This is a genomic window from Rhizobium leguminosarum bv. trifolii WSM2297 (genome assembly GCF_000271845.1).
Window position 1 is genome coordinate 769,129 of sequence record NZ_JH719393.1, and the last position, 20,890, is coordinate 790,018.

Genomic DNA, 20,890 nt, shown 5'->3' on the forward strand with positions numbered 1-20,890 from the left:
CCAGAGGCCCTGTCCGGCGTGAAACGTGCAATCATCCTCCTGAGGCGTAGGGCGATCAGCAGCATTCCGGTGCTGCTGATTGTGGTGATCTTCACCTTTTTCCTGCTTGAAACCGCCTCCGGCGATGCCGTCGACGCCTATCTCGGCTCGATCGGCGGCGGCGATGCAGCCCTCAGGCAGTCGCTGCGCGAGAGCTACGGTCTCGATCGATCCGTGCTGGCGCGGCTCTGGCTCTATCTTTCCTCGCTGGCGCGGCTCGATCTCGGCTGGTCGGTCGCCTTTGGCCGGCCGGTCGGCGCGCTGATCGCCGAGCGTCTGCCCAATACGCTGCTGTTTATGGGCAGCGCGACGGCACTCTCTTTCGGCCTCGGCTCGGCGCTCGGCATCCTTGCCGGTGCACGGCCAGGCAGCCTGCGGGACCGGCTGCTGTCGATCGGTTCGCTTGTTGTTTACGCCATTCCGAGCTTCTGGCTCGGCCTGGTTCTGAGCATCGCCTTTTCGGTCAAGCTGCGCTGGTTTCCGATCGCCGGCATCGAGACGATCGCGTCGGGCAAGACAGGATTTTTCCGCGTCCTCGACATATCAGATCATCTGGTGCTGCCGGTCGGCGCGCTTGCCCTGATTTATCTCGCTCTGTTCCTACGGGTGATGCGCGCCGGCATGGCCGAGGCCTGGAAACTCGATTTCGTGCTCTTCGCCCGCGCCAAAGGCCTGTCGCGCAGCCGGATTGTGCTGCGCCATGTCGCCCGCAATGCGCTGCTGCCGCTCGTCACCATGCTCGGGCTGCAATCGGCTGCCATGCTCGGCGGCAGCGTGGTGATCGAGAGCGTCTTTGCGATCCCGGGTTTTGGGCGGCTGGCGCAGGAAGCGGTCAACGGCCGCGACGCGCCGCTGCTGATGGGCATTATCCTCACCAGCGCCGTCCTCGTCATTGCGGTCAACTTCCTCGTCGATCTTGTCTATGCCGCGCTCGACCCACGCATCGGCGCTTCGGAGGGCGGCGCATGAGCCGTCTCCGGGGCCTCCTCAGCACGTGGGAAGGCATGATCGGGCTCGCGATCCTTGTCATTCTGCTTTTAGCCGGGCTTTTTGCTCCCATCATTTTGCCGGGCGATCCGCTGCGGATTGCCGGCCGGGCGCTGCTGCCGCCATTCACCGATCCGGCCTTTCCGCTCGGCACGGATCGCTTGGGTCGCGACGTGCTTGCCGGCCTGATTTACGGTGCGCGCACGTCGCTTGCCGTCGGCATCGCGGCGGCCTTTGCGGCGATGATCCTCGGCGTCTGTGTCGGCATGGCGGCCGGTTTTGCCGGTGGGTTAGTCGACGAGGCGTTGATGCGCGTGGTTGACGCCTTCCAGATCGTACCTGGCTTCCTGCTTGCCCTCGCCTTCGTCAGCACCATCGGCGTCTCGACGCCTGTCGTCGTGCTTGCCATCGCGCTCGGCACCTGGGCCGATCCGGCGCGACTGACGCGGGCGCAGGTGCTTGCGATCCGCGAACAGGATTACGTCGCCGCGGCACGGGTGATCGGCATGCATCCCGTGGAGATCGCTTTCCGGGAAATCCTGCCGAATGCGCTGCCGCCGGTGCTGGCGCTTTCGGCCACTATCGTCGCCGGCGCGATCCTCACGGAGGCGGCGCTTTCCTTTCTTGGCCTCGGCAATCCCAACATCGCCACCTGGGGGTCGATGATCGCCGAAGGACGCAGCGTGCTGCGTTCGGCCTCCTATCTCTCCGTCATACCGGGTACAGCGCTCGCCATAACCGTGCTCGGCGTCCATCTCTTCAGCGAAGGTCTCGGCAAGGCGCTTGGTGATAACGGCGTGAGGGCGGCATGAGCGGCATCTTCTGCAGCCTCCGGCAGCTTTCGGTCACCTATGGGCGTGGCAGGGACAATGGGACGGCGCTTGATCGTATCGATCTCGACATTGCCGCCGGCGAAAGGTTGGCGATCATCGGCGAAAGCGGCTCCGGCAAGAGTACGCTCGCCCGGGCGCTCGCCGGCCTGTTGCCTGAGGGAACGAAAGTCGGCGGCGAGATGCTCTGGCCCGCCCTCGGCCATCCGCCCCGGCCGGGCCGCGATTTCGGCTTCGTCTTCCAGGATCCCGGCTCCAGCCTCAATCCCGTCCTGACGATCGGCGAGCAGATTGCTGAGGGCGCCAGGCGCCATCTCGGTCTCAGCTGGAGACAGGCCTATATCAGGGCCGAGGAATTGCTCGAACGCGTGCGGATACCGCAGCCTGACCAGACGATGCGGGCCTTTCCGCACCAACTTTCCGGCGGCCAGCGCCAGCGCGTGGCGATCGCGGCGGCCATTGCCGCAAGGCCTGCGCTGCTGATTGCCGACGAGGCGACCAGCGCCCTCGACGTCGTCGTCCAGGCCGAGATCGTCCGCCTGCTCGATGGGCTGGTGCGCGAGGATGGCATGACGCTGCTCTTCATCACCCACGACATCGCGCTCGCCTCCGGCTTCGTCGACCGCATCGCCGTCTTCCGCGAGGCGAGGCTTGTCGAGGCAGGCCCAGTTCGTTCGGTGCTTTCGGCGCCCCAAAGCGGCTATACTTCAGCTCTCATCGCCAGCCATCGCGACCTTTCGACACCGCCGCTGATCGCAGAGGTGACGTCATGAAGCCTACGCTGCTTTCCATCGAGAACATCTCGAAAGGGTTTACTTCGGCGGGCCGCCGGGTCGCCGCTCTCGACAATGTTTCGCTGACGATCGCAGCCGGGGAAACGCTCGGTCTGGTCGGTGCCTCCGGCAGCGGGAAATCGACCCTGTCACGCATCCTGCTGCGGCTTCTCTCCTGTGATGCCGGCGCAATCCGTTTCGAGGGAGAGGATTGGCTAACGCTGAACGCCGCAGCTCTGCGCCGCAAACGGGCGCGCATGCAAATGGTGTTCCAGGATCCGCTGGCCGCCTTCAACCCGCTGGCGAATGTCGGTTCGGTGCTCGATGATCCGCTGCGCATCCACGGCGTCGTTTCGCAAGACCGGCGCGCCGGCGAGATCGCGATGCTTCTCGAACGTGTCGGCCTGCCTGTCGATTATGCCGGGCGGCCGGTGCGTTCGCTTTCCGGCGGCCAGCGCCAGCGTGTGGCGATTGCCCGGGCGATTGCCACACGGCCGTCGCTGCTGGTTCTCGACGAGGCGGTCTCGGCGCTCGACGTCACCGTGCGCGGCAGGATCCTCGAACTTCTGGTCGACCTGCAGAAGCAACAAGGCATTGCCTGTCTGTTCATTTCCCACGATCTTGCCGTGGTCCGCGCCGTCTCCCACCGTGTCGCCGTCATAGATGGCGGGCGGATTGTCGAGACCGGCCCGGCAGCGTCACTTGTTGCCGCGCCACAATCAGAGGCCGGCCGTGCCCTTGTTGCAGCCGTCCCCCGTCTCGTGACCGATCCGTCCTGAAGGAGGTACCCATGTTCGAACCTGGTTGGAATCCCCTGGTCGGCGTGTCCTCTTATCCCGCGGAGCGCTACGCTGTCCTTGCCGACAGAATCGGCGCCATATTGCACAGTCGCGACGACATATTGCTGGTGCAGGCCGAGGCGGTGGTGGCGCTGGAGGCGGTGGCGGCCAGCCTCGCGCGGCCCGGCCTTTCCGCTCTCAACATCGTCACCAGCCCTTATGGCGGCTGGTTCGGGCGATGGCTGCGGCGGAGTGGTGCTGAGGTCGCGGATGTCGTCGCCGAACCGGGCCTGCCGGTCGAGATCGAGGCCGTCGCCCGGGCGCTCGACGCGGCTCCCGGGGTCGATGTTCTCGCTCTGGTTCACGCGGAATCGGCGAGCGGTATTCTCAACCCCCTGCCCGAGATCCTGGCGCTTGCCCGCGCCCGCGGCATCGTCACGGTCGTCGATGCCGTTGCCTCCGTCGGCGGACATGAGGTCGATGTCGACGAACTCGGCATCGACATCGCGGTGATCGGCCCGCAGAAAGCGCTCGGCGGTCCGGCCGGTGTTTCCGCGCTCTCGGTGAGCGGCCGAGCCTGGGATCTGATCCTGCACGACGGCGCACCGCGCGATTCGATCTTGTCGCTGGCCGATCTGAAGTCATGGGTCGACGGTGGCCGGCGCAGCCTGCCGGGAACGCCGGCACCGCTGGAATTCTTCGCACTGGAAGCCGCACTCGACCGCATCAAGGCCGAAGGCATGGAGAACGTCGTCGCCCGCCATGCGCTGGCGGCATCGGCGACACAAGCGGGGCTAACCGCACTCGGCGCCGCAGCCTGGGTGCCCGCAGCAAAGGCGTCGAACCTGGTGACGGCGGTGCCGGTGCCGGAGGCGTTGACGCCCGATGCGCTGATCGCAGCCGCGGGGCGGCTGGGCGTGGAGTTGACCGAAGGCGTGGGAACCGCGCCGGCCCGCCTCGTGCGGCTGAACCATACCGGCCCTCGCGCCTCATTCCAGACGGTGCTCTCGAATGTCGTGGCCTATGGCGCGGCCCTCAGGCAGGCCGGCCATCCCTGCGATATCGCCGCTGCTGCCGAAGCGATATCGGCGGTCTACAGCCGTTGAAAGCCATATTCGGTCTTGATAATCACGGGCGGCCAAGGCAGGAAAGTGGCATCACGGAGACTTGGTGCATATGACGAGATTGCTGGATGCGCAGGGCCTGGAGATTTCGCATGCGGGACATCGCACCCGTCTGAAATGGCACCGGCTGCGCAAACGGTTTGCCGATCCGCTGTTCTCGGCCGAGGTGATGGCGGAGGGTTTTGCTGCGGGCGCTTCGATGGAACTCGATCTGCGGGTGCGCGCCGATGGCGGTTTCGTGGTGCTGCACGATGACGACCTCGAAGGTGAAACGACCGGGCATGGACCAATCACAGAAAAGAACATCGGCGACCTCCGCGATATCCGGATGAAAGAGGGCGACCGGCCGCTGATCCTCAGTGAGGATCTCGCCGCCATGATGCAATCGACCCATCCGGCCGCATTGCTGCAGTTCGACATGAAGGACGATTATGAGGCGATCGACGTGAGGGGCATCGAGCATCTTGCCGCGCATTTCCATGATATCGCCGCCTCGGTGATCGTCAGCGCCGGCAGTCTCGATCTCATCGTCGCGGTCAAGGAAAAGCTTCCGCATCTCCTGCGCGGCATCGATCCGACCGATAAGCTCTACGATATCAGGCAGGCGGGCAGCTGGAAGGCTGTTGAAATGGAATTGCGCGCCGACCTGCGAGGGCCAACCGAACCGGACACGATCTATCTTCACTGGCAGCTGATCCTTGATGCCGCCAGGGAAGGTCTCGACCTGATCGGGCTCTGCCAGGACGAAGGCAAACGTGTCGATGCCTGGACCTTTACGCTCAAGGATCCAGAGGCCGGTTTCAGCGAAGAGGAATGGCTGAATTTCTCAGCGCTGATGGCGCTGAAGCCTGATCAGATCACCACTGACGAGGCACCGGCAACCGAGCGCGCGTGGCGCCGGCGTATGACGGATTAAGCAGCGGGCGTCAGCCCCTCGATATCGAGGATGAATGCGAATTCGCCCGCGAGCCCCGGCGAATGGGCAATGACGGGCCCACCATCCTTAAGCAGCCTGTCGACATCCGGCATCGCCACCGTAGCGCCGGCCTCTTCGGCGATCAGTGCGCCGGCGAGCATGTCCCAGGCATTGAGATGGCGTTCGTAATAGAGATCGGCAGCACCTTCGGCGACGCGAACGAGGTCGATCGCCGCCGCGCCTGTGCGGCGATAATCCATGCCGCGTTCGTGAAGCCGCTTGGAGAGAGCGAGGTGGTCGTCGAAGCTGGTCTTGCGGGAGTGGCCGAGAATGACAAGCGCATTGGCCGGATCGGCGGTCGCCGCCGCATGCACTGGAATTCCGTCCTTGAAGGCGCCGCCGCCGCGGACGGCGTGAAAGACCTTATCCTCGCTGGCATCGTAGACCACACCGACTTCGACCTTGCCGCCGGCGACGAAGGCGATCGAGACGGCCCAGTGCCGGAAGCCCCTGATATAGTTCGTCGTGCCGTCGATCGGATCGACGACCCAGGTGCCGCCCTCGCCCGATCGCCCGCCACTTTCTTCGCCCATGAACATATCGTCCGGAAAGCGTAAGAGCAGCCCGTCGCGGATCGCCTGTTCGGCCTTCCTGTCGGCGATGGTGACGAAATCCTGCAATCCCTTGTTCTCGACGGCCAGCGTGCCGGGACTGGAGTCGCGCCGAAACCGGGCCGCTTCCCGTCCGGCCTCGAGGGCGACGGCGATTGCGACCTCCGCCCGTGTACGGATGGCGGCGGCATCGAAAGCGGAATTCATCAGGCAGTCCTTCTTCTTATCAGCGTCACCGGCGTGGATTCGACGCGCGCGGTCAGGTCCGGTTCCGCCATCCGGCTCATCAGCAGGTCGACCGTCTGTTCGGCTTGGAGGTCGCAGGGTTGGCGGATGGTCGTGAGGTCGTAGGCGGTCCAGCTCGCCTGCGGGATGTCGTCGTGGCCGATGATGGAGAGCGGCGGCGCATCACCGCGGCTGCGGCCCTGCATGACGCGGTCGACAACACCGCAGGCCATGTAGTCGTTGGCGCAGAACAAGCCGTCGATGCCGGATGCGGCAAGGTCGGCCGCCGCATCATAGCCGCTCCGGTAATCATTGATCCTGACCTGCAGCATCTGCGCCTCGACCTCAAGCTGCTTGCAGCGTGCCAGGAACGCCTCGCTGCGCCGCCGCGCCGTATAGGATATGGCAGGTGCGGCCATCACGGCGAGCTTCCGCGCGCCGCGGTCGATCAGGTGGGCGGCGGCGAGATGGCCGGCCATGCGGTCGTCGGAGATGATGCGGTCGACGAAGGGGATGTCGTCGCCCTTGTTGATCAGCACGATCGGCACGCCTTCGGCCGCACATTGCTCGCAGATCTCGGTCGGCGGCGCGTCCGAGGTGACGATGACGCCTGAAACGGCGTAATGCAGTAGCTGGCCGATGACCGTCGAGGTATCCGCCTCCTGCGACGTCGGCAGCAGGATCGGGCGGAAATTGCGGGCGATCAGCACTCTTGCCAGATTGTCGATCTGCAGCGTCCGGAACGGATTGTCGAGACCGGCGGCAACGACCCCGACCAGATCGGAGCGTTTGTTGGTCAGGCTTCTGGCAAGATAGTTCACCCGGTAGCCGAGTTCCTTGGCAGCCTCAAACACCTTCTCGCGCGTCTTCGGCGAGACGCTGGCATCCGGCGTGAAGGCGCGCGACACGGCAGCGCGTGAGACGCCGGCCACACGCGCCACGTCGAAGGAGGTTGCCTTGCGCGGTCCCTTATCCCTGTCTGCCAACTGCTTTTTCCCTCTCTGTCGAGGACCGCATCAGATCGGGAAGATCCGTGCAGATACCGAGAACCGGAAGTTTCATGATGTCATCGAGAATGCTCCGCCGCTCCTCATGCCAGAGCACGATCTCGCGGTCCGCCTCGAAGGCGCGGTGCATCAGTGTTTCGGTCACCAGATCCTGCGGTCGCTCGCCCGCCCTCTCCCAGCAGAGATGCAATATATCGGCGCCGGCCTCGTCACCCAGCGCATGCGGATCGTGGCCGACCCGGATCAGCACCGAAAGCGGGAAGTCGCAGCCTGCGTCGCGGAGTTCACGCACCTGTGCCGTATCGAAGGAGCCGAAACAGGCGAAACGCTGGTTCATCTCGGCAAGATGGCGCCAGCAGGCCACGCCGGTGCCGGGCGCCTTGAGTTCGACATAGAGACCGGTTCCGGTCGCCCGCCCGAGGGCGGCGACCTCTGAAAAACTCGGCACGTCGACGCCGTCGAGGGCGGCGAGTTCGGCCGCCGTCATCTCCGAAATGCGCCGGTCGATGCCGAAGACCCGCTCGAGATGATCGTCATGCGAGACGACGACGACGCCGTCGCGGGTCAGCTGCGTGTCGAGCTCCCACATCTCGGCGCCAAGTTCGGCAGCGCGGCGGAAGGCGGTGATCGTGTTTTCGCGCTCGTGGCCGCTGGCGCCGCGATGGCCGATGCAGAAGGGCAGCCTGCCCTTAGCCGCGGGCCAGCTGTATCGCGCGAAGAATGCCTGGAAATCGCGGGTCATCAGAGCCTCCTTCCGTTCTCGTCGAAGACGAACACGCCGCGGCTGTCGATTGCCCAGCGGACATCGTCGCCGACATGGATATCGTTGCGCACCGGCTGGATCGAGCGCAGCAGGGGCCCGCCGGCAAGACGTACATCGTAAAGGTTTTCTCGCCCTTGCGTTTCGGCGAAGGTGACCTTGCCGGACACCGGTGTATCGCCCGCAGGGGTAAAATGCTCCGGCCGGACGCCAAGCATCAGCTTCGTGCCCTCGGCGGCGCCAACGGATCCCGGCAACGGCACGCGGATTTCGCTTTCCGGGATCGCGAAGGCGCCCTTGTCGACGATGCCGCGCAGGAAGGTGATCGGCGGGTTGCCGAGGAAGCCGGCGACGAATGCGGTCTTCGGATCATTGTACATTTCCGCCGGCGTGGCGATCTGGACGATCTCGCCTTCCTTCATGATGGCAATGCGGTCGCACATGCTCATCGCCTCCACCTGGTCATGGGTGACGAGGATGGCGGTGATGCCGGTCTCGCGCTGCAGGCGGCGGATTTCCGAGCGCATTTCGAGGCGCAGCTTGGCGTCGAGATTGGCGAGCGGTTCGTCGAGCAGCAGCACGTCGGGCTTGCGGATCAGCGCGCGCGCCAGCGCCACACGCTGTTGCTGACCGCCGGAAAGCTCTGCCGGGCGGCGGCCCATCAGGTTGCCAATATGGACGAGGGCCGCGATCTGGTCGACCTCCTTGCTGATTTCGGCGGCATTCACACCCTTCACCTTCAGTGGGAAGCCGATGTTTTCGGCAACCGTCATGTGCGGGTAGAGCGCATAGGACTGGAAGACGACCCCGACATTGCGGGCCTGGCTCGGCAGATCCGTGACGTCGCGGTCGCCAAAGAGAATGCGCCCGCTGGTCGGCCGATGAATGCCGCAGACCGAAAAAAGCGTGGTCGATTTGCCGCAGCCGGAAGGGCCGAGCAGCGCCAGCATCTCGCCGTCGCCGACTTCGAGCCGCATATTCTCGATGACTTTGGTGGAGCCGAAGCTCTTCGAGAAATTGTCGAGGAGGATGCGCATCAGCCTTTGCTCCCGCCGCCATAGATATTCATGAGATATTTGTTGAAGAGCGCGTAAGCGATCAGCACCGGGATGAGGTAGAAGAGGCCGACTGCCTTGAACATGTTAAAATCGTAATTGTTGTCGTCGGCGAGGAAGGCGGCGAGATAGACCGACAGCACCTGCACCTGATTGCCCGGCGCCAGCACCTGCGGCAGGATGAACTCGCCCCAGCCGGAGAGGAAAGAGAACAGGCCGAGCGCCATGATGCCGGGCTTGACCTGCGGCAGCACCAGGCTGCGCCAGACGCGGAACCGCGAGGCGCCGTCGACGACGCCGGCCATTTCGATTTCCCAGGGCACGGTGTCATAGAAGCCCTTCATCAGCCAGATGCCGAGCGGCAGGTCGATCGCCGCCTTCACCAGGATGACGCCGATCAGCGAATTGTAGAGACCGATCATTTGCAGCACGATGAAGATGGCGATGATCAGCGTCACCGACGGGAAGGCGTGCAGCACCATGACGCCGGCAAGAAAGAAGCCGCGCGCCGGCACGTTCAGCCGCGACAGAACATAACCGGCCATCGACGAGATGATGAGCACAAGGCTGGTGGTGCAGGTCGAAAACAGTAGCGTATTGACCGTAACCTGCCAGATGTTCGCCTTCCCGGCCGTCGTCTCCCACAGGAAACGCCAGTGATTGAGCGTCAAGCCGGAGGGCAGCAAGGCGTCCGGCTGCTTCACCGTCACGGTGTCGAGGAAGAGATAGACATACATCAAGAGCAGCGGCAGGCTGACGATGGTGAGCGCCGTCAGGACAGGCCAGCTGCGGTAATTTGCCGAGGGCTGAGAGCGATCGGCCATGGTCAATCCTCGATCAGGGGCTTGGCGACAAGCGTGCCGTAGTTGAAAACGCGCAGATAAAGCAGCGACAGCACCACGCCGATGACGACGAGTACCAGTGCCATGGCGGCACCCAGCCCATATTCGAGATTGCCGGCATAGTTCCTGAGTGCGGTATGATAGGCCGAGAGCGCCCAGACCTCGGTCGCGTTGCCCGGCCCGCCATTGGTGGCGAGCAGGATTTCATTGAAGGAGGCGAGCAGCGATAGCGTCTGATAGCAGGTGACGAAGAGGATCGGCCAGCGCATCTGCGGCAGGATGATATAGCGGATCTGCTGCCAGCGCGACGCACCGTCGACCTCGCTCGCATAGAACTGGCTTTTCGGAATGGCCTTCATCGCCGAGGAGAAGACCAGCATGCCCATCGAGGCGCCGATGAAACCGTTGATCAACACGACGAAGAACCAGGCATGGTAGGCGGTGTCGAGCAGGTAGTTCTTCGGCGGATAGCCGAACTTGCCCATCAGGACGGAGATGAAGCCGGTATCCCAGGCAAGCCATTTCCACAGCATGACGTAAATGACGACGGGCGTGATGCGCGGCAGGAGCCAGATGCCGCGGAAGATCGAAGCCGGCGTCGGCGGCATGTAATGTGTCCAGATCGCCAGCAGCAGGGCATAACCGACGTTGAAAAGCATCAGCACCAGCGCGACGTAGAGCGCAGTGTTGAAAAGCACGCGCGCCATATCGGGCGAGGTGGCGATGCGCGAGAAATTCTCGGTCGTCCAGGTCCAGCCGGTGTAGGTGGTCTTGGCGACGGTTTCCTTCTGCTCCGGCGTCAGCTTGAACCCCAGACTGTCCAGCGCCGAAAATAGCTGTGGCTTGCTGTCGAAGCGGGTGTTGAGGGCGGAGCGGTTGAACTGTTCGGAGATCTGCTTGACCTCGCGCGTCGAAGGTCGCTCAGTGAGATCCTTGAGCATGCGCTCGAGGTCGCGGCGTGCCGGGAAGACCTCGCCCAGATGTTTGGCGCGCAATTCGGCGGCAATCCCCGGCGCCATCCCGAGGCCCTCGACGGCCGTGAGACCCGCCTCGTCGATCGTGTAGCGCGGTTCGGCCATCTCGGCAGCGAGGTCGGGCATCGCTGATTTCAGCGCGATCAGGGAGTTGGGCGCGATCTGGTAGACGCCGCCTGATATTCCGGTCGCCGTCGTCATATTGGTCATCGAGAAGACCGCCGTCAGAACCACCGGCATCAGGAAGAACAGGACGATCATGACCGCCGCAGGCGCGATCATCAGCAGCCCGAGCGTTCTGGACGATTTCATGGAAGGCCTCCTCGCGGAACCGTCCGGGCGGCGGGATTGCCACCGCCCGGAGGAATGCTTCAGCGGATGACGATCTTGTCGCCGAGCGTGCTCCTCAGCTCGCTCTCGGCATCACCGACCGCGGCGTCGACGGTCTTGGCGCCGGTCCAGGATGCCTCAAGGTTCTTCCACATGATGTTCCAATATTTGCCGAAATCGGAATTGTTCGGCATCGCATTGGCATGCGGCAGCAGGCGTTCGGTGGCTTCGCGGGTCCAGCGGTCGGCCGAGTAGAAATCGACTTCCGATTCCGCCTCGGAAATGCCGAGATGGGCTGATTTGACCGCATGCAGCGCGTTGATGCGCGGCTCGGAGGCAATGGTGACCAGCTGGGCGGCGATCTCGGTGTCTTCCTTGTCGTGACCTGCGGTCAGGAGGTAGACGAGCGGGTGGGTCAGCGTGTTGGCCTTGCCGCCTTCGCCGGCCGGGATCAGCGTGAAGATCACGTTGCCGAAGAAGTCCTTGAGGCCTTCCTGGTTGACGAGGCGGGCATAGTGCCAGGTGCCCCCGTCCCAGATGCCGGCCTTGCCGGTCGCGACTTCCTTCCACCACTGGTCGCCCGGCATGCCGATGTGGTTCTTCTTGGTGACGCCCGCCTTAACGGCATCGGCGAAGAACTGATAGGTACGGGTCATCGCCGCCTTGTCGAAGACGAGCTTGCCGTTTTCCTCCATCGTGCCGCCGAAGCTGGTATAGAACTGCCAGTAGTCAGGGCCGTTGCTGGTGCGCGGATAGAAGCCGTAGCCGGGCTGGACGAGGCCTTTGTCCTGCATCTTCTTGGCGTCTTCGAGCAGGTTCTTCATGGTGTACTTGCCGTCCTGAACGTTCTGCGGCAGCGCATCCAGATCGGCGTCGCTATAGCCGATCGCCTTCATATACGGCTTCCAGAAGAACATCGGCCGGGATTCGGCATCCTGCGGAATGCCGTAGACGGTGCCATTGTAGGAGGCGATCTTCAGCAGGTTTTCGTAAATGCCATTGAGCGGCCAGGAGTCGAGATCGACGTAATCCTCGATCGGAACGATGAGGCCGGCCTGCGACCAGGGCGCGATGTCTTCATGGCCGCTGACGACGATGTTCGGGGCGGTCTTGGCTTCCGCCGCAAGGGTCAGCGCCTGCTTGAAGTCCTCCCAGGCGGAATAGGGCTTCTTCTCGACGGTGATCTTCAGATCTTCACCCTTCAGCGCGGCCTGGCGCTGCAACTGCTGGGCTGCGATCTCGATGGCGTCGAGGCGATAGACGTCGTTGGGGCCGGTGCCGCCGGCCCAGACGCTGATATGAACATCCTTGGCAAGCGCAATTGCAGAGCTCGAGGCCAGGATGGCGGCAGCGATGGCGAGGGATTTCAATGTCGGCAAAATAGTCATTTTCTTCATCTCCCCAGAAGAGCAGTGTGAGGCCTCTTTGACGGGTCATCACTGGTGTTGACGGCCGCTTCGAAAACCCACGAAAACGTGACATGTCCGCTCTAGGGGGTCGATGTAACGGCCGAATGACAAAATTGAGCACGTGTGCAAAATTATTATGACGATGTCCTGACGACTTGCAAGCGGCGGTTTTCGGCGGGCATGTTTTACGCTTGAAATTGCGCGATTCCTCATGCGTGCGGCGCGTCTTTTGAGACGCTGCAATACTTTCCACCTCGCATCGTGCTTTCCAAAAACCGGTTCCGATTTGCGGGCCGATGCGCTAGCATCGCGCAATGAGCCTTGAATCCGTCCGCGCCTTCCTCCGTGCGCATGCACCCGATATCGAAATCATCGAAACCGCCGAGAGCTCCTCGACGGTGGCGCTTGCGGCCGAAGCCCACGGCGTCGAGCCCGCCCAGATCGCCAAGACGATCTGTCTGCGTGTCGGCGAGCAGATGATGCTGGTCGTTGCCAGCGGCATGGCACGGCTCGACAATCGCAAGTTCAAGGATACGTTCGGCGCCAAAGGGCGCATGCTCGATGCCGAAGAGGTGGTAGCGGTCACCAGCCATCCGGTCGGCGGCGTCTGCCCCTTCGGCCTGCCTTCGCCACTGCCGATCTATTGCGATATCTCGCTCAAACGCTTCGACGAAGTCGTGCCCGCCGCCGGCTCGACGAATTCGGCCGTGCGCATCGAAACCGGGCGACTGGCGGCGCTGACCGGTGCCAGCTGGGTCGACGTCTGCCAGTAAGGCGGCGAAAAAACTTCAAACCCCGGAAAGAGTACCTATATCCTATCCCAACATGCCATGATTGCGCATGACAGGAGATCAGGAATGCCGAGTGCCGTTTCGCGTTTTGCCAAGATCGCGGCTATTGCCGCACTGACGAGCGCTACCATTTTTGCTTCCCTCGATAGTGCCGAGGCGCGCCGCGCCGGCAGCTTCGGTTTCGGGAGCCGCGGCACGCGCACCTTTCAGGCTCCGCCCGTCACCCGCACGGCGCCTGCACCCGTCGCGCCGATCGAACGGTCGATGACCCCGCGTCCGCAGACGACGGCACCCGCTACCGCGCAGCAGCCCTTCGGCACCCAGCGCCCCGGTCTCTTCGGGGGCTTCGGGCGTTCGATGATCGGCGGCCTGATTGCCGGCGGTCTCCTCGGCATGCTGCTTGGTCACGGTTTCGGCGGCGGCTTCGGCTTCCTCGGCATGCTGCTGCAGATCGCGCTGATCGGCGGCGCCATCATGCTCGCCATGCGTTATTTCGCCAACCGTCGTCAGCCTTCCTACGGCGCGGGTGGCCAAAGCCGGCCATTCGGCCAATCCAATGGCGGCCAATCCTCTGGCGCCCAGTCCTTTGGCATGTCGCCCGCGAATAATTCGTCCTTCCGGATCCCCGCGATCGGTTCCGGCTTCGGCGGGCAGCCTGGCGGCAACCGCCCGACCGACGAGATCGGGCTGGCGCAGGCAGATCTCGACCAGTTCGAGAAATTGCTGACCAGCGTGCAGACCGCTTACGGCGCCGAGGATTATGGCACTTTGCGCCGGCTGACGACACCCGAAGCGATGTCCTATCTTGCCGAGGAACTTGGCGAAAACGCCACCAACGGCGTACGCAACCGCGTCTCCGACGTCAAGCTGCTGCAGGGCGATATTGCCGAGGCCTGGCGCGAAGACGGTCAAGAATATGCGACGCTCGCCATGCGTTATAGCTCGATCGATGCCATGGTCGAACGCGATAGTGGCCGCGTCGTTTCCGGCGACGACCACCGTCCGAGCGAAAGCACCGAGGTATGGACCTTCGTGCGCAAGCCGGGCGCCGACTGGAAGCTCGCGGCGATCCAGGGCACAGGGCAGCGCGCCGCTTAAAGCTCCCGCGCATCGCACGATGCTATGTAAGCCGAGCCTTGGTTTTATGTCGCCCGAAACCGCTCAGCAGTTTTGGGCGACTGATTTAATTTACCGCGACCGGTTTGGAGCGCATGCGCGACACCGTCTCGCGTTCGGCTCGCTTGCAGCGCATCGGCGGCAGGCCGCGATCCACCAGGTCCATGTCTTCGAGCACCATGTCGCCCATCTTCTTGAAGGCACTGTCGAGCGCGCCGGCGCGGTGTGCCGAACGGATGAAGCCTTTCAGGCTCCGCACCGGGTGATCGGGCGGCAGCGGCTCTTGCGGGTAGACGTCGCTCGCCGCGACGATGTGGCCTGACGAGACGGCCGCCATCAGCGCTTCGAAATCGACGACGTCAGCGCGGCTGAGCAGGATGAAGGCCGCGCCCCGGCGCATGCTGGCGAAGGCCTCGGTGCCGAGGAATCCTTTATTTTCGCTGGTGACGGCTGCGACGACGAAGACGAAGTCGCTCTTCGTCAGGACCTCCTCCAGGCTTGCGGGCTCAACGCCGTTTTCCTCGAGGATCGAGCGGGGCAGCCAGGGATCGAATACCCTGATGCGGGCCCTGAAGCCGGAGAGCAGCCGGCGCAGTGCCTTGCCGAGATCGCCGAAGCCGACGATGCCGATCTCCGAGCCGGCAATCAGCCGCGCGCTTGCATTGCCCTCCCCGCCCCAGAGTTCGGCGCCCTCGCGGAACGCGACGTCCGCATCGACGATGCCGCGCGCAAGCGCCAAGGCGAAGCCGAGACCGATTTCGGCGACCGGTTCGGCAAAGACCTGGCCCGTGGTGACGACATGAATGCCGCGCTCGAAGAGCACGTCATAGGGCATGTTGTTGAGAAGATTGCTTTCGACGTTGAGGATCGAGCGCAAGGCCGGCATTTTTGACAGCGTTTCGGATGAAAGCGGCGGTTGGCCGATGATGTAGCGCGTCTTGCCGAGAATCTCGTCACCAAGGCCGGCGATATTGTCCGGATCGGCTTCGACGATTTCGTATTTTGCATGCAGTTCGGCGCGCGCCTTTTCGCTGAAGATCAGATCGAGCGTGCGTGGCTCGGGCGCGCTGATCGCCAGCGGCCGTTCGGTGTTTGTCATCGGTATCTCCTCCATCGCGGCAGTTTGCGCCGTCTCCGTCGGACGATTGATAGCCTCTGTGCGGGAGCCTTTCCAGATCACGGAAAGTGGAATGTGAAAGGACCCGCCTCTCGGTGTGGCGCCGCTTTCGAAAGTGGCATCTGCCTATCAGATAAGCAATTGAATTGGCTTGGCATTTGGCGAACGCAGCGTTGACGGCGCAAACGCTTTGAATTAGCTTGATGCTCGCGCCTGAACCATACCTTTGTTCAGCGGCCGCAGGATACTCGAAACTCACGAGGGGAATGAGCAATGAAATCAGCACTCAAGAGCGGCCTGCTTGCTTTGGCTGGCGCAGCGCTTCCAGCCGTTGCCTCCGCCCATCCTGCGATCGGGGAGGCTGCCGGTTTCAGCCATGGCTTTGCCCATCCGATGTCGGGCCTCGATCATGTCCTCGCCATGGTGATGGTCGGCGTTTTTGCATTCCAGCTCGGCGGCCGCGCCACCTGGCTGGTGCCGACGACCTTCGTTCTCATCATGGCGCTCGGTGGCGCCCTCGGCGCTGCCGGTATCAATGTTCCCTTCGTTGAACTGGGCATCGCGCTTTCCGTTGTCGTGCTCGGCGCCATCGTTGCGCTTGATGTCAAGGCGCCGCTCGCTGCAGCGCTCGGCCTTGTCGGCCTCTTTGCAATCTTCCACGGTCATGCGCATGGCGCCGAAATGCCGGAAAACGTTGCAGGTGCCGCCTATGCTGCCGGTTTCATGATCCCGACCGCACTGCTGCATGCCGCCGGCCTCGCGCTTGGTTACGCCATCGGCCAGGCCGGTGAACGTCGGGGCGTCTTCGTGACGCGCGTCGCAGGCGGCATCGCCGCCATATCAGGCGTCGGCATTCTGGCCGGCTTGATCTAAGCCGCCTCGATCGGCGGCGGCGCGCGTAAACGCCGTTAGTTATTGCAGTCAAATCAGAACGCCCGGCATGCGTAGCGCATGGCCGGGCGTTTCCACGTCCGCAAAGTGCTGCGGAATTGATCCAAGTCAAATCCGGCCGCGTCGCTTCCTGTTATATCCGAGGCACGATCAACGAACGGACATCCAAATTGACGCAGGGCCGCCTTGCCGATTGTCGGCGGGGCGCGAAGGTCGATATAGTGATTTCAGAAATTACTGAAATAACAGACGCAACGGAAAAGACTATGAACCTGCCGCCTCTCGTCCAGTCCTTCGTTCTCCATTTCGGCGAAATGGGCTCCCGCTGGGGAATCAACCGCACCGTCGGCCAGATCTATGCCCTGCTCTACGTTTCGCCCGCGCCGATCTGCGCCGAAGAGATCGCCGATGCGCTCGGCATTTCGCGTTCCAATGTGTCGATGAGCCTGCGCGAATTGCAGGCCTGGAATCTCGTCATTCTGAAACACAAGCCGGACGATCGCCGCGATTTCTTCACCACACCCGATGATGTCTGGCTCATCTTGCGGACGCTCGCCGAGGAACGAAAGAAACGTGAAGTCGATCCGACGCTGTCGGTTCTGCGTGAGATTCTGATGCAGCGACCGGCCAGCGACGCCGAACGGCATGCGCAGGCGCGCATGAGCGAAATGCACACGCTGATCGAGCAGCTGACGCATTGGTATGAGGACGTTAAACAACTTGAAACGGAAAGGCTTGCAACGCTACTCTCGCTGGGCGCGAAAGTGACGAAGCTTCTGGAGGCCAAGGACCGGGTCGTTTCGCTCGGCCGCAGCCGCCGGCCGAATCCTGCGAACAAGAGTTAGCGCCATGGGCACGGCTTTCTTCGACGCGAAGGACAGATCAGAGGCTCAGCCGCTGGATGGCGATGCGGTTTCGTCGCGTGGTGACACGGCAAAAAGCCGGCTTCGCAAAGCGGCGATGCTGCAGGCACTGGCCGCCGCCTTATGGATTCCGCAGGCGGGGTTGCTGGCCGTTTCCGTTGGCCGCATCGCCGATGGCGGCGGATTATATGATGTGCTCTGGCCGGCATTCGGCATCCTTCTCCTCGGAATTGCAAAAAGCTGTTTCGACGCGGCTGGCGGCCGCCTCGCCTTTCATGCTGCGCGCGCCGAGCTCAGCCGCAGGCGGCACATTGCTATCGCCGTGCTTTCCCTATCGTCGCCGATTGATCGCGGCCGGCCGGTTTCCGGCAAGGCCGCAAGCGTGATTGGGGAGCAGGCCGAACTGATCGTCCCCTATCTCGCCCGTTTCCAGCCGGCGCGCATGAAGGCGAGCCTGGTGCCGCTCGTCATCCTTGCCTTCATCCTTCCGGTCTCCTGGATCGCCGCCCTAGTTTTGCTGTTTGCGGCGCCGCTGATCCCCATCTTCATGGCGCTGATCGGCTGGCGTGCGCAGGCGGCCAGCGAAAAACAACTCGTTGCAACCGGTGGGCTCAACGGTTTCCTGCTCGATCGGCTGCGCGGACTGGCGACGATCCGTGCGCTCGATGCGGTTGATGCGACCGCGCTGCGGCTCCGCCGCGAGGCGGAATCGCTGCGCCTGCGGACCATGGCGGTGTTGAAGATCGCCTTTCTCTCCTCGGCCGTGCTCGAGCTTTTCGCAGCGCTGGGCGTTGCGATGATTGCCGTTTATGTCGGCTTCAGCCTGCTTGGCGAAATCCGCTTCGGCACCTGGACAGGCCGGCTCGACCTAACCCAGGGACTGTTCATCCTGCTGCTCGCGCCGGCCTTCTTCGAGCCGTTGCGCGAACTCTCGGCCGTCTGGCACGATCGGGTGGCCGGCGAAGCGGCGCTGAAAGCGCTGGACGCTATAGCTACAGGCGATTTGCCGATCCGGGGATCGGCCGAACCTTGCGCTCTCACCGAAACCGAGGCGCCTGACATTCGTCTTGAAAATCTCGCCTTCCGTTATGGCGTGGACGAACCGCTGATCCTCGACGGTTTCAACCTCGAGATCGCTGCAGGCGAACATCTGGCGCTTCTCGGCGCCAGTGGCTCCGGCAAATCGACGCTTCTTTCGCTGATATCGGGGCTGGCGCCCTGCACCGGTGGGCACATCGTCATCGGCGGCGTCGAGCTTGCGGATGACAGCGCCGCGGTGGTGCGCGGGGCCATGGCGTGGATCGGCCAGCAGCCGCACATATTTGCCGGCACCATCGCAGGCAATATTTCACTCGGCAGACCGGGCATTGCACGTGACGATGTCACGGATGCGCTTGGTGTCGCGAGACTCGGCAAGCTTGCCGAGGCCTATGGCAATCGGCCACTCGGCGAAGGCGGCATTGGGCTTTCCGGCGGCGAGGCGCTGCGGCTGGCGATTGCGCGTGCGGCCTGCAATCCGCATCTCAAAATCATCCTGGCCGACGAGCCGACCGCCCATCTCGACGCCGCCACCGCCGCCGAAGTGACCGAGAGCCTGCTTTCGCTCGCCAAGGGCCGCACTTTGATCGTTGCGACCCACGATCCGGTGCTTGCCGCGCGCATGCATCGCATCGTCCGCATCGACGCCGACATCATGATGAGGGAGGCGGCCGAATGAGTAGATTTGCTGCGGACCTCAAGCCGATCCTGCATCTCTTCCTTGCCGAGCGCCGGCGCGCACTGCTGCTCGGCGCAGTTCTTTCGGCAATGACTGTTATGGCGGGCATAGCCCTGCTCGGCCTTTCCGGCTGGTTTATCACCGCCACTTCGCTTGCCGGTCTTTCGGCCGCAGCCGCCATCACCTTCGACGTCTTTGCGCCTTCAGCCGGCATCCGACTGCTCGCCATCGTCCGCACAGTGGCGCGCTACGGCGAAAGGCTTGCGACCCATGATGCAACGCTCGGTGTACTTGCCGCTCTGCGCGAAAGGCTGTTTCGCGGCTTCGCCGAACCGGGTGCTGCGCGCGCGCTGTCGCATCGGCCGGCAAAGCTGCTGTTCCGACTGACGGCCGATATCGATGCGCTCGATTCTCTCTATCTCCGCATTCTCGTGCCGGCCGCGGTCGCCGTGGGGGCAGCCCTGGCTGCAAGCGTGGCGCTGGGGCTGATGCATCCCTTGTTCGGCCTGGGCTTCGGCCTGTTTCTCGCTGGCACCGGGCTGGGGTTGCCTGTGATCGCCGGCCATGCGGCGCGCAAACATGCCCGCCGGCGCGCCCATGGCATCGAGGCGCTGCGGTCGCGGACGATCGATCTCGTTGCCGGCCAGACCGATTTGCTGATGGCCGGCCGGCTGGCCGCGCAGAAAGAGGCGATCGCTGCGGCCGATGGCTACGCCGCCCATGCCGACGATCGGCTGAACCGTGTGGAAACCGGCCTGACATTCGGCTTCGGCCTCGTCTCGACCCTTCTGTTGACCGTATCGCTGCTCGCTGTCGCAGCTCTGGCGGAATCGGAGATGATTACCGCTCCCGTCGCCGCACTCGGGCTGCTCGTCGCCTTCGCGGCGGTCGAACCGTTTGCGGCGCTACGCCGCGGTGCACTGGAACTTGGCAGGACGCTGCTTGCGGCAAGGCGCATCGCGCCGCGGCTTGCCGTCGCAGATGTAACCGAGCCGTTGGTGGCGCCGCCGCCGGGATATGCTTTTTCACTGCCCGACGTGTCGGCCTTCCATGAGAATTCCGCCGTTCCGGTGCTCCAGGGCATCGACCTCGCGCTGCAGCAGGGCGAACGCCTGGCCGTCATCGGCAGCAGCGGCGCCGGGAAGTCGAGCCTGCTCGCTCTGCTTTCCGGCGAATTGCCGGCAAGCACGGGAAGCGTTGCCGCGGTAACGGCGACACTGCTGACGCAGCGGACAGAACTCTTCGAGGATAGCCTGCGCGGCAACCTCCTTCTTGCCAACCCGGATACCGGCGAAGCCCGCCTTCGCGACGTGCTCGCCGCCGCCGGCCTGCTGGCTGATGTCGAGGCCATGCCGCGGGGGATCGATACGCCGCTCGGCGAAGGAGGCCTCGGCCTTTCCGGCGGCCAGTCGCGCCGGCTGGCGCTTGCCCGTCTCTTCCTGCGCGACACGCCGCTCTGGTTGCTCGACGAGCCCACAGAAGGCCTCGACGGCGCCAACGCCCGCGACGTGCTCTGTCGTCTCGCGGCGATGGCGACAGGCCGCTCGCTGGTGATCGCCACCCATATCCGCCGCGAGGCCGCGATCGCAGACCGCATCGCCGTCATCGAAGGCGGCCGTATTTCAGAGATTTCACGCCGCGGAGAGGCGGCGTTCGAAAAGGCGCTCGACCGGCTTCGGCCGGATTGAGCGAGACCCGCATGCCCTCACGCGCCGGCCGGCGCTGAGGAACGCT

Annotated in this window: 20 protein-coding genes; 12 read left to right on the plus strand and 8 right to left on the minus strand. The window is 63.8% G+C overall.

Annotation, left to right across the window (positions count from 1 at the left end; all coding sequences use genetic code 11):
* Nucleotides 1-18 precede the first annotated feature (18 nt).
* From RLEG4DRAFT_RS07385 to RLEG4DRAFT_RS07410, 6 genes are all read left to right on the plus strand, one after another.
* On the plus strand, nucleotides 19-1,008 hold the full coding sequence (locus tag RLEG4DRAFT_RS07385; RefSeq protein WP_003576542.1) for an ABC transporter permease: 990 nt from the start codon (nucleotides 19-21) through the stop codon (nucleotides 1,006-1,008).
* Nucleotides 1,005-1,838 carry an ABC transporter permease gene (locus RLEG4DRAFT_RS07390; protein WP_003576544.1) on the plus strand — a complete coding sequence of 278 codons (834 nt, stop codon included), beginning with the start codon at nucleotides 1,005-1,007 and terminating at the stop codon, nucleotides 1,836-1,838. Before RLEG4DRAFT_RS07385 ends, RLEG4DRAFT_RS07390 begins: the two co-directional genes overlap by 4 nt.
* The gene (locus RLEG4DRAFT_RS07395) at nucleotides 1,835-2,629 is read left to right on the plus strand and encodes an ABC transporter ATP-binding protein (RefSeq protein ID WP_003576545.1); all 795 of its coding nucleotides are present in this window, start codon (nucleotides 1,835-1,837) and stop codon (nucleotides 2,627-2,629) included. Before RLEG4DRAFT_RS07390 ends, RLEG4DRAFT_RS07395 begins: the two co-directional genes overlap by 4 nt.
* Complete coding sequence (locus tag RLEG4DRAFT_RS07400) at nucleotides 2,626-3,408, plus strand: ABC transporter ATP-binding protein (RefSeq protein ID WP_003576548.1); 783 nt, start codon at nucleotides 2,626-2,628, stop codon at nucleotides 3,406-3,408. The genes RLEG4DRAFT_RS07395 and RLEG4DRAFT_RS07400 overlap by 4 nt, the downstream gene beginning before the upstream one ends.
* 11 nt (nucleotides 3,409-3,419) lie before the next feature.
* Nucleotides 3,420-4,514 carry a pyridoxal-phosphate-dependent aminotransferase family protein gene (locus RLEG4DRAFT_RS07405; protein WP_003576549.1) on the plus strand — a complete coding sequence of 365 codons (1,095 nt, stop codon included), beginning with the start codon at nucleotides 3,420-3,422 and terminating at the stop codon, nucleotides 4,512-4,514.
* A 70-nt stretch (nucleotides 4,515-4,584) separates the two neighbouring features.
* A complete protein-coding gene (locus RLEG4DRAFT_RS07410) occupies nucleotides 4,585-5,448 on the plus strand; it encodes a glycerophosphodiester phosphodiesterase (RefSeq protein ID WP_003576550.1) in 864 nt (287 codons plus the stop codon).
* Here RLEG4DRAFT_RS07410 and RLEG4DRAFT_RS07415 read toward each other — a convergent pair.
* From RLEG4DRAFT_RS07415 to RLEG4DRAFT_RS07445, 7 genes are read right to left on the minus strand one after another with little or no spacing between them, the layout of a single operon-like run.
* Complete coding sequence (locus tag RLEG4DRAFT_RS07415; RefSeq protein ID WP_003576553.1) at nucleotides 5,445-6,266, minus strand: inositol monophosphatase family protein; 822 nt, start codon at nucleotides 6,264-6,266, stop codon at nucleotides 5,445-5,447. The genes RLEG4DRAFT_RS07410 and RLEG4DRAFT_RS07415 overlap by 4 nt on opposite strands.
* Entirely contained in the window at nucleotides 6,266-7,270 is a 1,005-nt protein-coding gene (locus RLEG4DRAFT_RS07420; RefSeq protein ID WP_003576556.1) for a LacI family DNA-binding transcriptional regulator, read from the minus strand. The genes RLEG4DRAFT_RS07415 and RLEG4DRAFT_RS07420 overlap by 1 nt, the downstream gene beginning before the upstream one ends.
* Nucleotides 7,254-8,033, minus strand: coding sequence for a glycerophosphodiester phosphodiesterase (locus tag RLEG4DRAFT_RS07425; protein ID WP_003576558.1), 780 nt, complete (start codon nucleotides 8,031-8,033; stop codon nucleotides 7,254-7,256). Before RLEG4DRAFT_RS07425 ends, RLEG4DRAFT_RS07420 begins: the two co-directional genes overlap by 17 nt.
* Nucleotides 8,033-9,088 (minus strand): ABC transporter ATP-binding protein, encoded by a 1,056-nt coding sequence (locus tag RLEG4DRAFT_RS07430; RefSeq protein ID WP_003576560.1) that lies wholly within the window; start codon nucleotides 9,086-9,088, stop codon nucleotides 8,033-8,035. The genes RLEG4DRAFT_RS07425 and RLEG4DRAFT_RS07430 overlap by 1 nt, the downstream gene beginning before the upstream one ends.
* Nucleotides 9,088-9,930 (minus strand): carbohydrate ABC transporter permease, encoded by an 843-nt coding sequence (locus tag RLEG4DRAFT_RS07435; RefSeq protein WP_003576562.1) that lies wholly within the window; start codon nucleotides 9,928-9,930, stop codon nucleotides 9,088-9,090. Before RLEG4DRAFT_RS07435 ends, RLEG4DRAFT_RS07430 begins: the two co-directional genes overlap by 1 nt.
* A gap of 2 nt (nucleotides 9,931-9,932) precedes the next feature.
* Nucleotides 9,933-11,234, minus strand: coding sequence for an ABC transporter permease subunit (locus tag RLEG4DRAFT_RS07440; RefSeq protein ID WP_003576564.1), 1,302 nt, complete (start codon nucleotides 11,232-11,234; stop codon nucleotides 9,933-9,935).
* A 59-nt stretch (nucleotides 11,235-11,293) separates the two neighbouring features.
* On the minus strand, nucleotides 11,294-12,640 hold the full coding sequence (locus tag RLEG4DRAFT_RS07445; RefSeq protein ID WP_003576566.1) for an extracellular solute-binding protein: 1,347 nt from the start codon (nucleotides 12,638-12,640) through the stop codon (nucleotides 11,294-11,296).
* A gap of 335 nt (nucleotides 12,641-12,975) precedes the next feature.
* Between RLEG4DRAFT_RS07445 and RLEG4DRAFT_RS07450 the strand changes: the two genes are divergently transcribed.
* Together RLEG4DRAFT_RS07450 and RLEG4DRAFT_RS07455 are read left to right on the plus strand one after the other, a co-directional pair.
* The gene (locus RLEG4DRAFT_RS07450; protein WP_003576568.1) at nucleotides 12,976-13,434 is read left to right on the plus strand and encodes a YbaK/EbsC family protein; all 459 of its coding nucleotides are present in this window, start codon (nucleotides 12,976-12,978) and stop codon (nucleotides 13,432-13,434) included.
* An 84-nt stretch (nucleotides 13,435-13,518) separates the two neighbouring features.
* Nucleotides 13,519-14,550: a Tim44 domain-containing protein gene (locus tag RLEG4DRAFT_RS07455; protein ID WP_003576570.1), complete on the plus strand. Its 1,032-nt coding sequence runs from the start codon at nucleotides 13,519-13,521 to the stop codon at nucleotides 14,548-14,550.
* 85 nt (nucleotides 14,551-14,635) lie between these two features.
* Here RLEG4DRAFT_RS07455 and RLEG4DRAFT_RS07460 read toward each other — a convergent pair whose 3' ends face one another.
* Complete coding sequence (locus RLEG4DRAFT_RS07460; RefSeq protein WP_003576572.1) at nucleotides 14,636-15,667, minus strand: hydroxyacid dehydrogenase; 1,032 nt, start codon at nucleotides 15,665-15,667, stop codon at nucleotides 14,636-14,638.
* 291 nt (nucleotides 15,668-15,958) lie between these two features.
* On the opposite strand from RLEG4DRAFT_RS07460, the gene RLEG4DRAFT_RS07465 reads away from it, so the two are divergent.
* From RLEG4DRAFT_RS07465 to RLEG4DRAFT_RS07480, 4 genes are all read left to right on the plus strand, one after another.
* Nucleotides 15,959-16,558 (plus strand): HupE/UreJ family protein, encoded by a 600-nt coding sequence (locus RLEG4DRAFT_RS07465; protein WP_003576573.1) that lies wholly within the window; start codon nucleotides 15,959-15,961, stop codon nucleotides 16,556-16,558.
* Between the two features lie 284 nt (nucleotides 16,559-16,842).
* A complete protein-coding gene (locus RLEG4DRAFT_RS07470; protein ID WP_003576575.1) occupies nucleotides 16,843-17,421 on the plus strand; it encodes a GbsR/MarR family transcriptional regulator in 579 nt (192 codons plus the stop codon).
* 4 nt (nucleotides 17,422-17,425) lie between these two features.
* Nucleotides 17,426-19,156: a thiol reductant ABC exporter subunit CydD gene (gene cydD, locus RLEG4DRAFT_RS07475; protein ID WP_003576577.1), complete on the plus strand. Its 1,731-nt coding sequence runs from the start codon at nucleotides 17,426-17,428 to the stop codon at nucleotides 19,154-19,156.
* Nucleotides 19,153-20,844: an amino acid ABC transporter ATP-binding/permease protein gene (locus RLEG4DRAFT_RS07480; RefSeq protein ID WP_003576579.1), complete on the plus strand. Its 1,692-nt coding sequence runs from the start codon at nucleotides 19,153-19,155 to the stop codon at nucleotides 20,842-20,844. The genes cydD and RLEG4DRAFT_RS07480 overlap by 4 nt, the downstream gene beginning before the upstream one ends.
* The last annotated feature ends 46 nt before the right edge of the window (nucleotides 20,845-20,890 follow it).

Excerpts from the sequence above, each read along its gene's own strand:
- RLEG4DRAFT_RS07410 (WP_003576550.1), top strand. The coding sequence starts at position 4,585 with ATGACGAGATTGCTGGATGCGCAGGGCCTGGAGATTTCGCATGCGGGA.
- RLEG4DRAFT_RS07470 (WP_003576575.1), top strand. The coding sequence starts at position 16,843 with ATGAACCTGCCGCCTCTCGTCCAGTCCTTCGTTCTCCATTTCGGCGAA.
- cydD (WP_003576577.1), top strand. The coding sequence starts at position 17,426 with ATGGGCACGGCTTTCTTCGACGCGAAGGACAGATCAGAGGCTCAGCCG.
- RLEG4DRAFT_RS07445 (WP_003576566.1), bottom strand. The coding sequence starts at position 12,640 with ATGACTATTTTGCCGACATTGAAATCCCTCGCCATCGCTGCCGCCATC.
- RLEG4DRAFT_RS07440 (WP_003576564.1), bottom strand. The coding sequence starts at position 11,234 with ATGAAATCGTCCAGAACGCTCGGGCTGCTGATGATCGCGCCTGCGGCG.
- RLEG4DRAFT_RS07450 (WP_003576568.1), top strand. The coding sequence starts at position 12,976 with ATGAGCCTTGAATCCGTCCGCGCCTTCCTCCGTGCGCATGCACCCGAT.
- RLEG4DRAFT_RS07415 (WP_003576553.1), bottom strand. The coding sequence starts at position 6,266 with ATGAATTCCGCTTTCGATGCCGCCGCCATCCGTACACGGGCGGAGGTC.
- RLEG4DRAFT_RS07425 (WP_003576558.1), bottom strand. The coding sequence starts at position 8,033 with ATGACCCGCGATTTCCAGGCATTCTTCGCGCGATACAGCTGGCCCGCG.
- RLEG4DRAFT_RS07430 (WP_003576560.1), bottom strand. The coding sequence starts at position 9,088 with ATGCGCATCCTCCTCGACAATTTCTCGAAGAGCTTCGGCTCCACCAAA.
- RLEG4DRAFT_RS07400 (WP_003576548.1), top strand. The coding sequence starts at position 2,626 with ATGAAGCCTACGCTGCTTTCCATCGAGAACATCTCGAAAGGGTTTACT.
- RLEG4DRAFT_RS07465 (WP_003576573.1), top strand. The coding sequence starts at position 15,959 with ATGAAATCAGCACTCAAGAGCGGCCTGCTTGCTTTGGCTGGCGCAGCG.
- RLEG4DRAFT_RS07395 (WP_003576545.1), top strand. The coding sequence starts at position 1,835 with ATGAGCGGCATCTTCTGCAGCCTCCGGCAGCTTTCGGTCACCTATGGG.
- RLEG4DRAFT_RS07480 (WP_003576579.1), top strand. The coding sequence starts at position 19,153 with ATGAGTAGATTTGCTGCGGACCTCAAGCCGATCCTGCATCTCTTCCTT.
- RLEG4DRAFT_RS07435 (WP_003576562.1), bottom strand. The coding sequence starts at position 9,930 with ATGGCCGATCGCTCTCAGCCCTCGGCAAATTACCGCAGCTGGCCTGTC.
- RLEG4DRAFT_RS07405 (WP_003576549.1), top strand. The coding sequence starts at position 3,420 with ATGTTCGAACCTGGTTGGAATCCCCTGGTCGGCGTGTCCTCTTATCCC.
- RLEG4DRAFT_RS07460 (WP_003576572.1), bottom strand. The coding sequence starts at position 15,667 with ATGACAAACACCGAACGGCCGCTGGCGATCAGCGCGCCCGAGCCACGC.
- RLEG4DRAFT_RS07455 (WP_003576570.1), top strand. The coding sequence starts at position 13,519 with ATGCCGAGTGCCGTTTCGCGTTTTGCCAAGATCGCGGCTATTGCCGCA.
- RLEG4DRAFT_RS07390 (WP_003576544.1), top strand. The coding sequence starts at position 1,005 with ATGAGCCGTCTCCGGGGCCTCCTCAGCACGTGGGAAGGCATGATCGGG.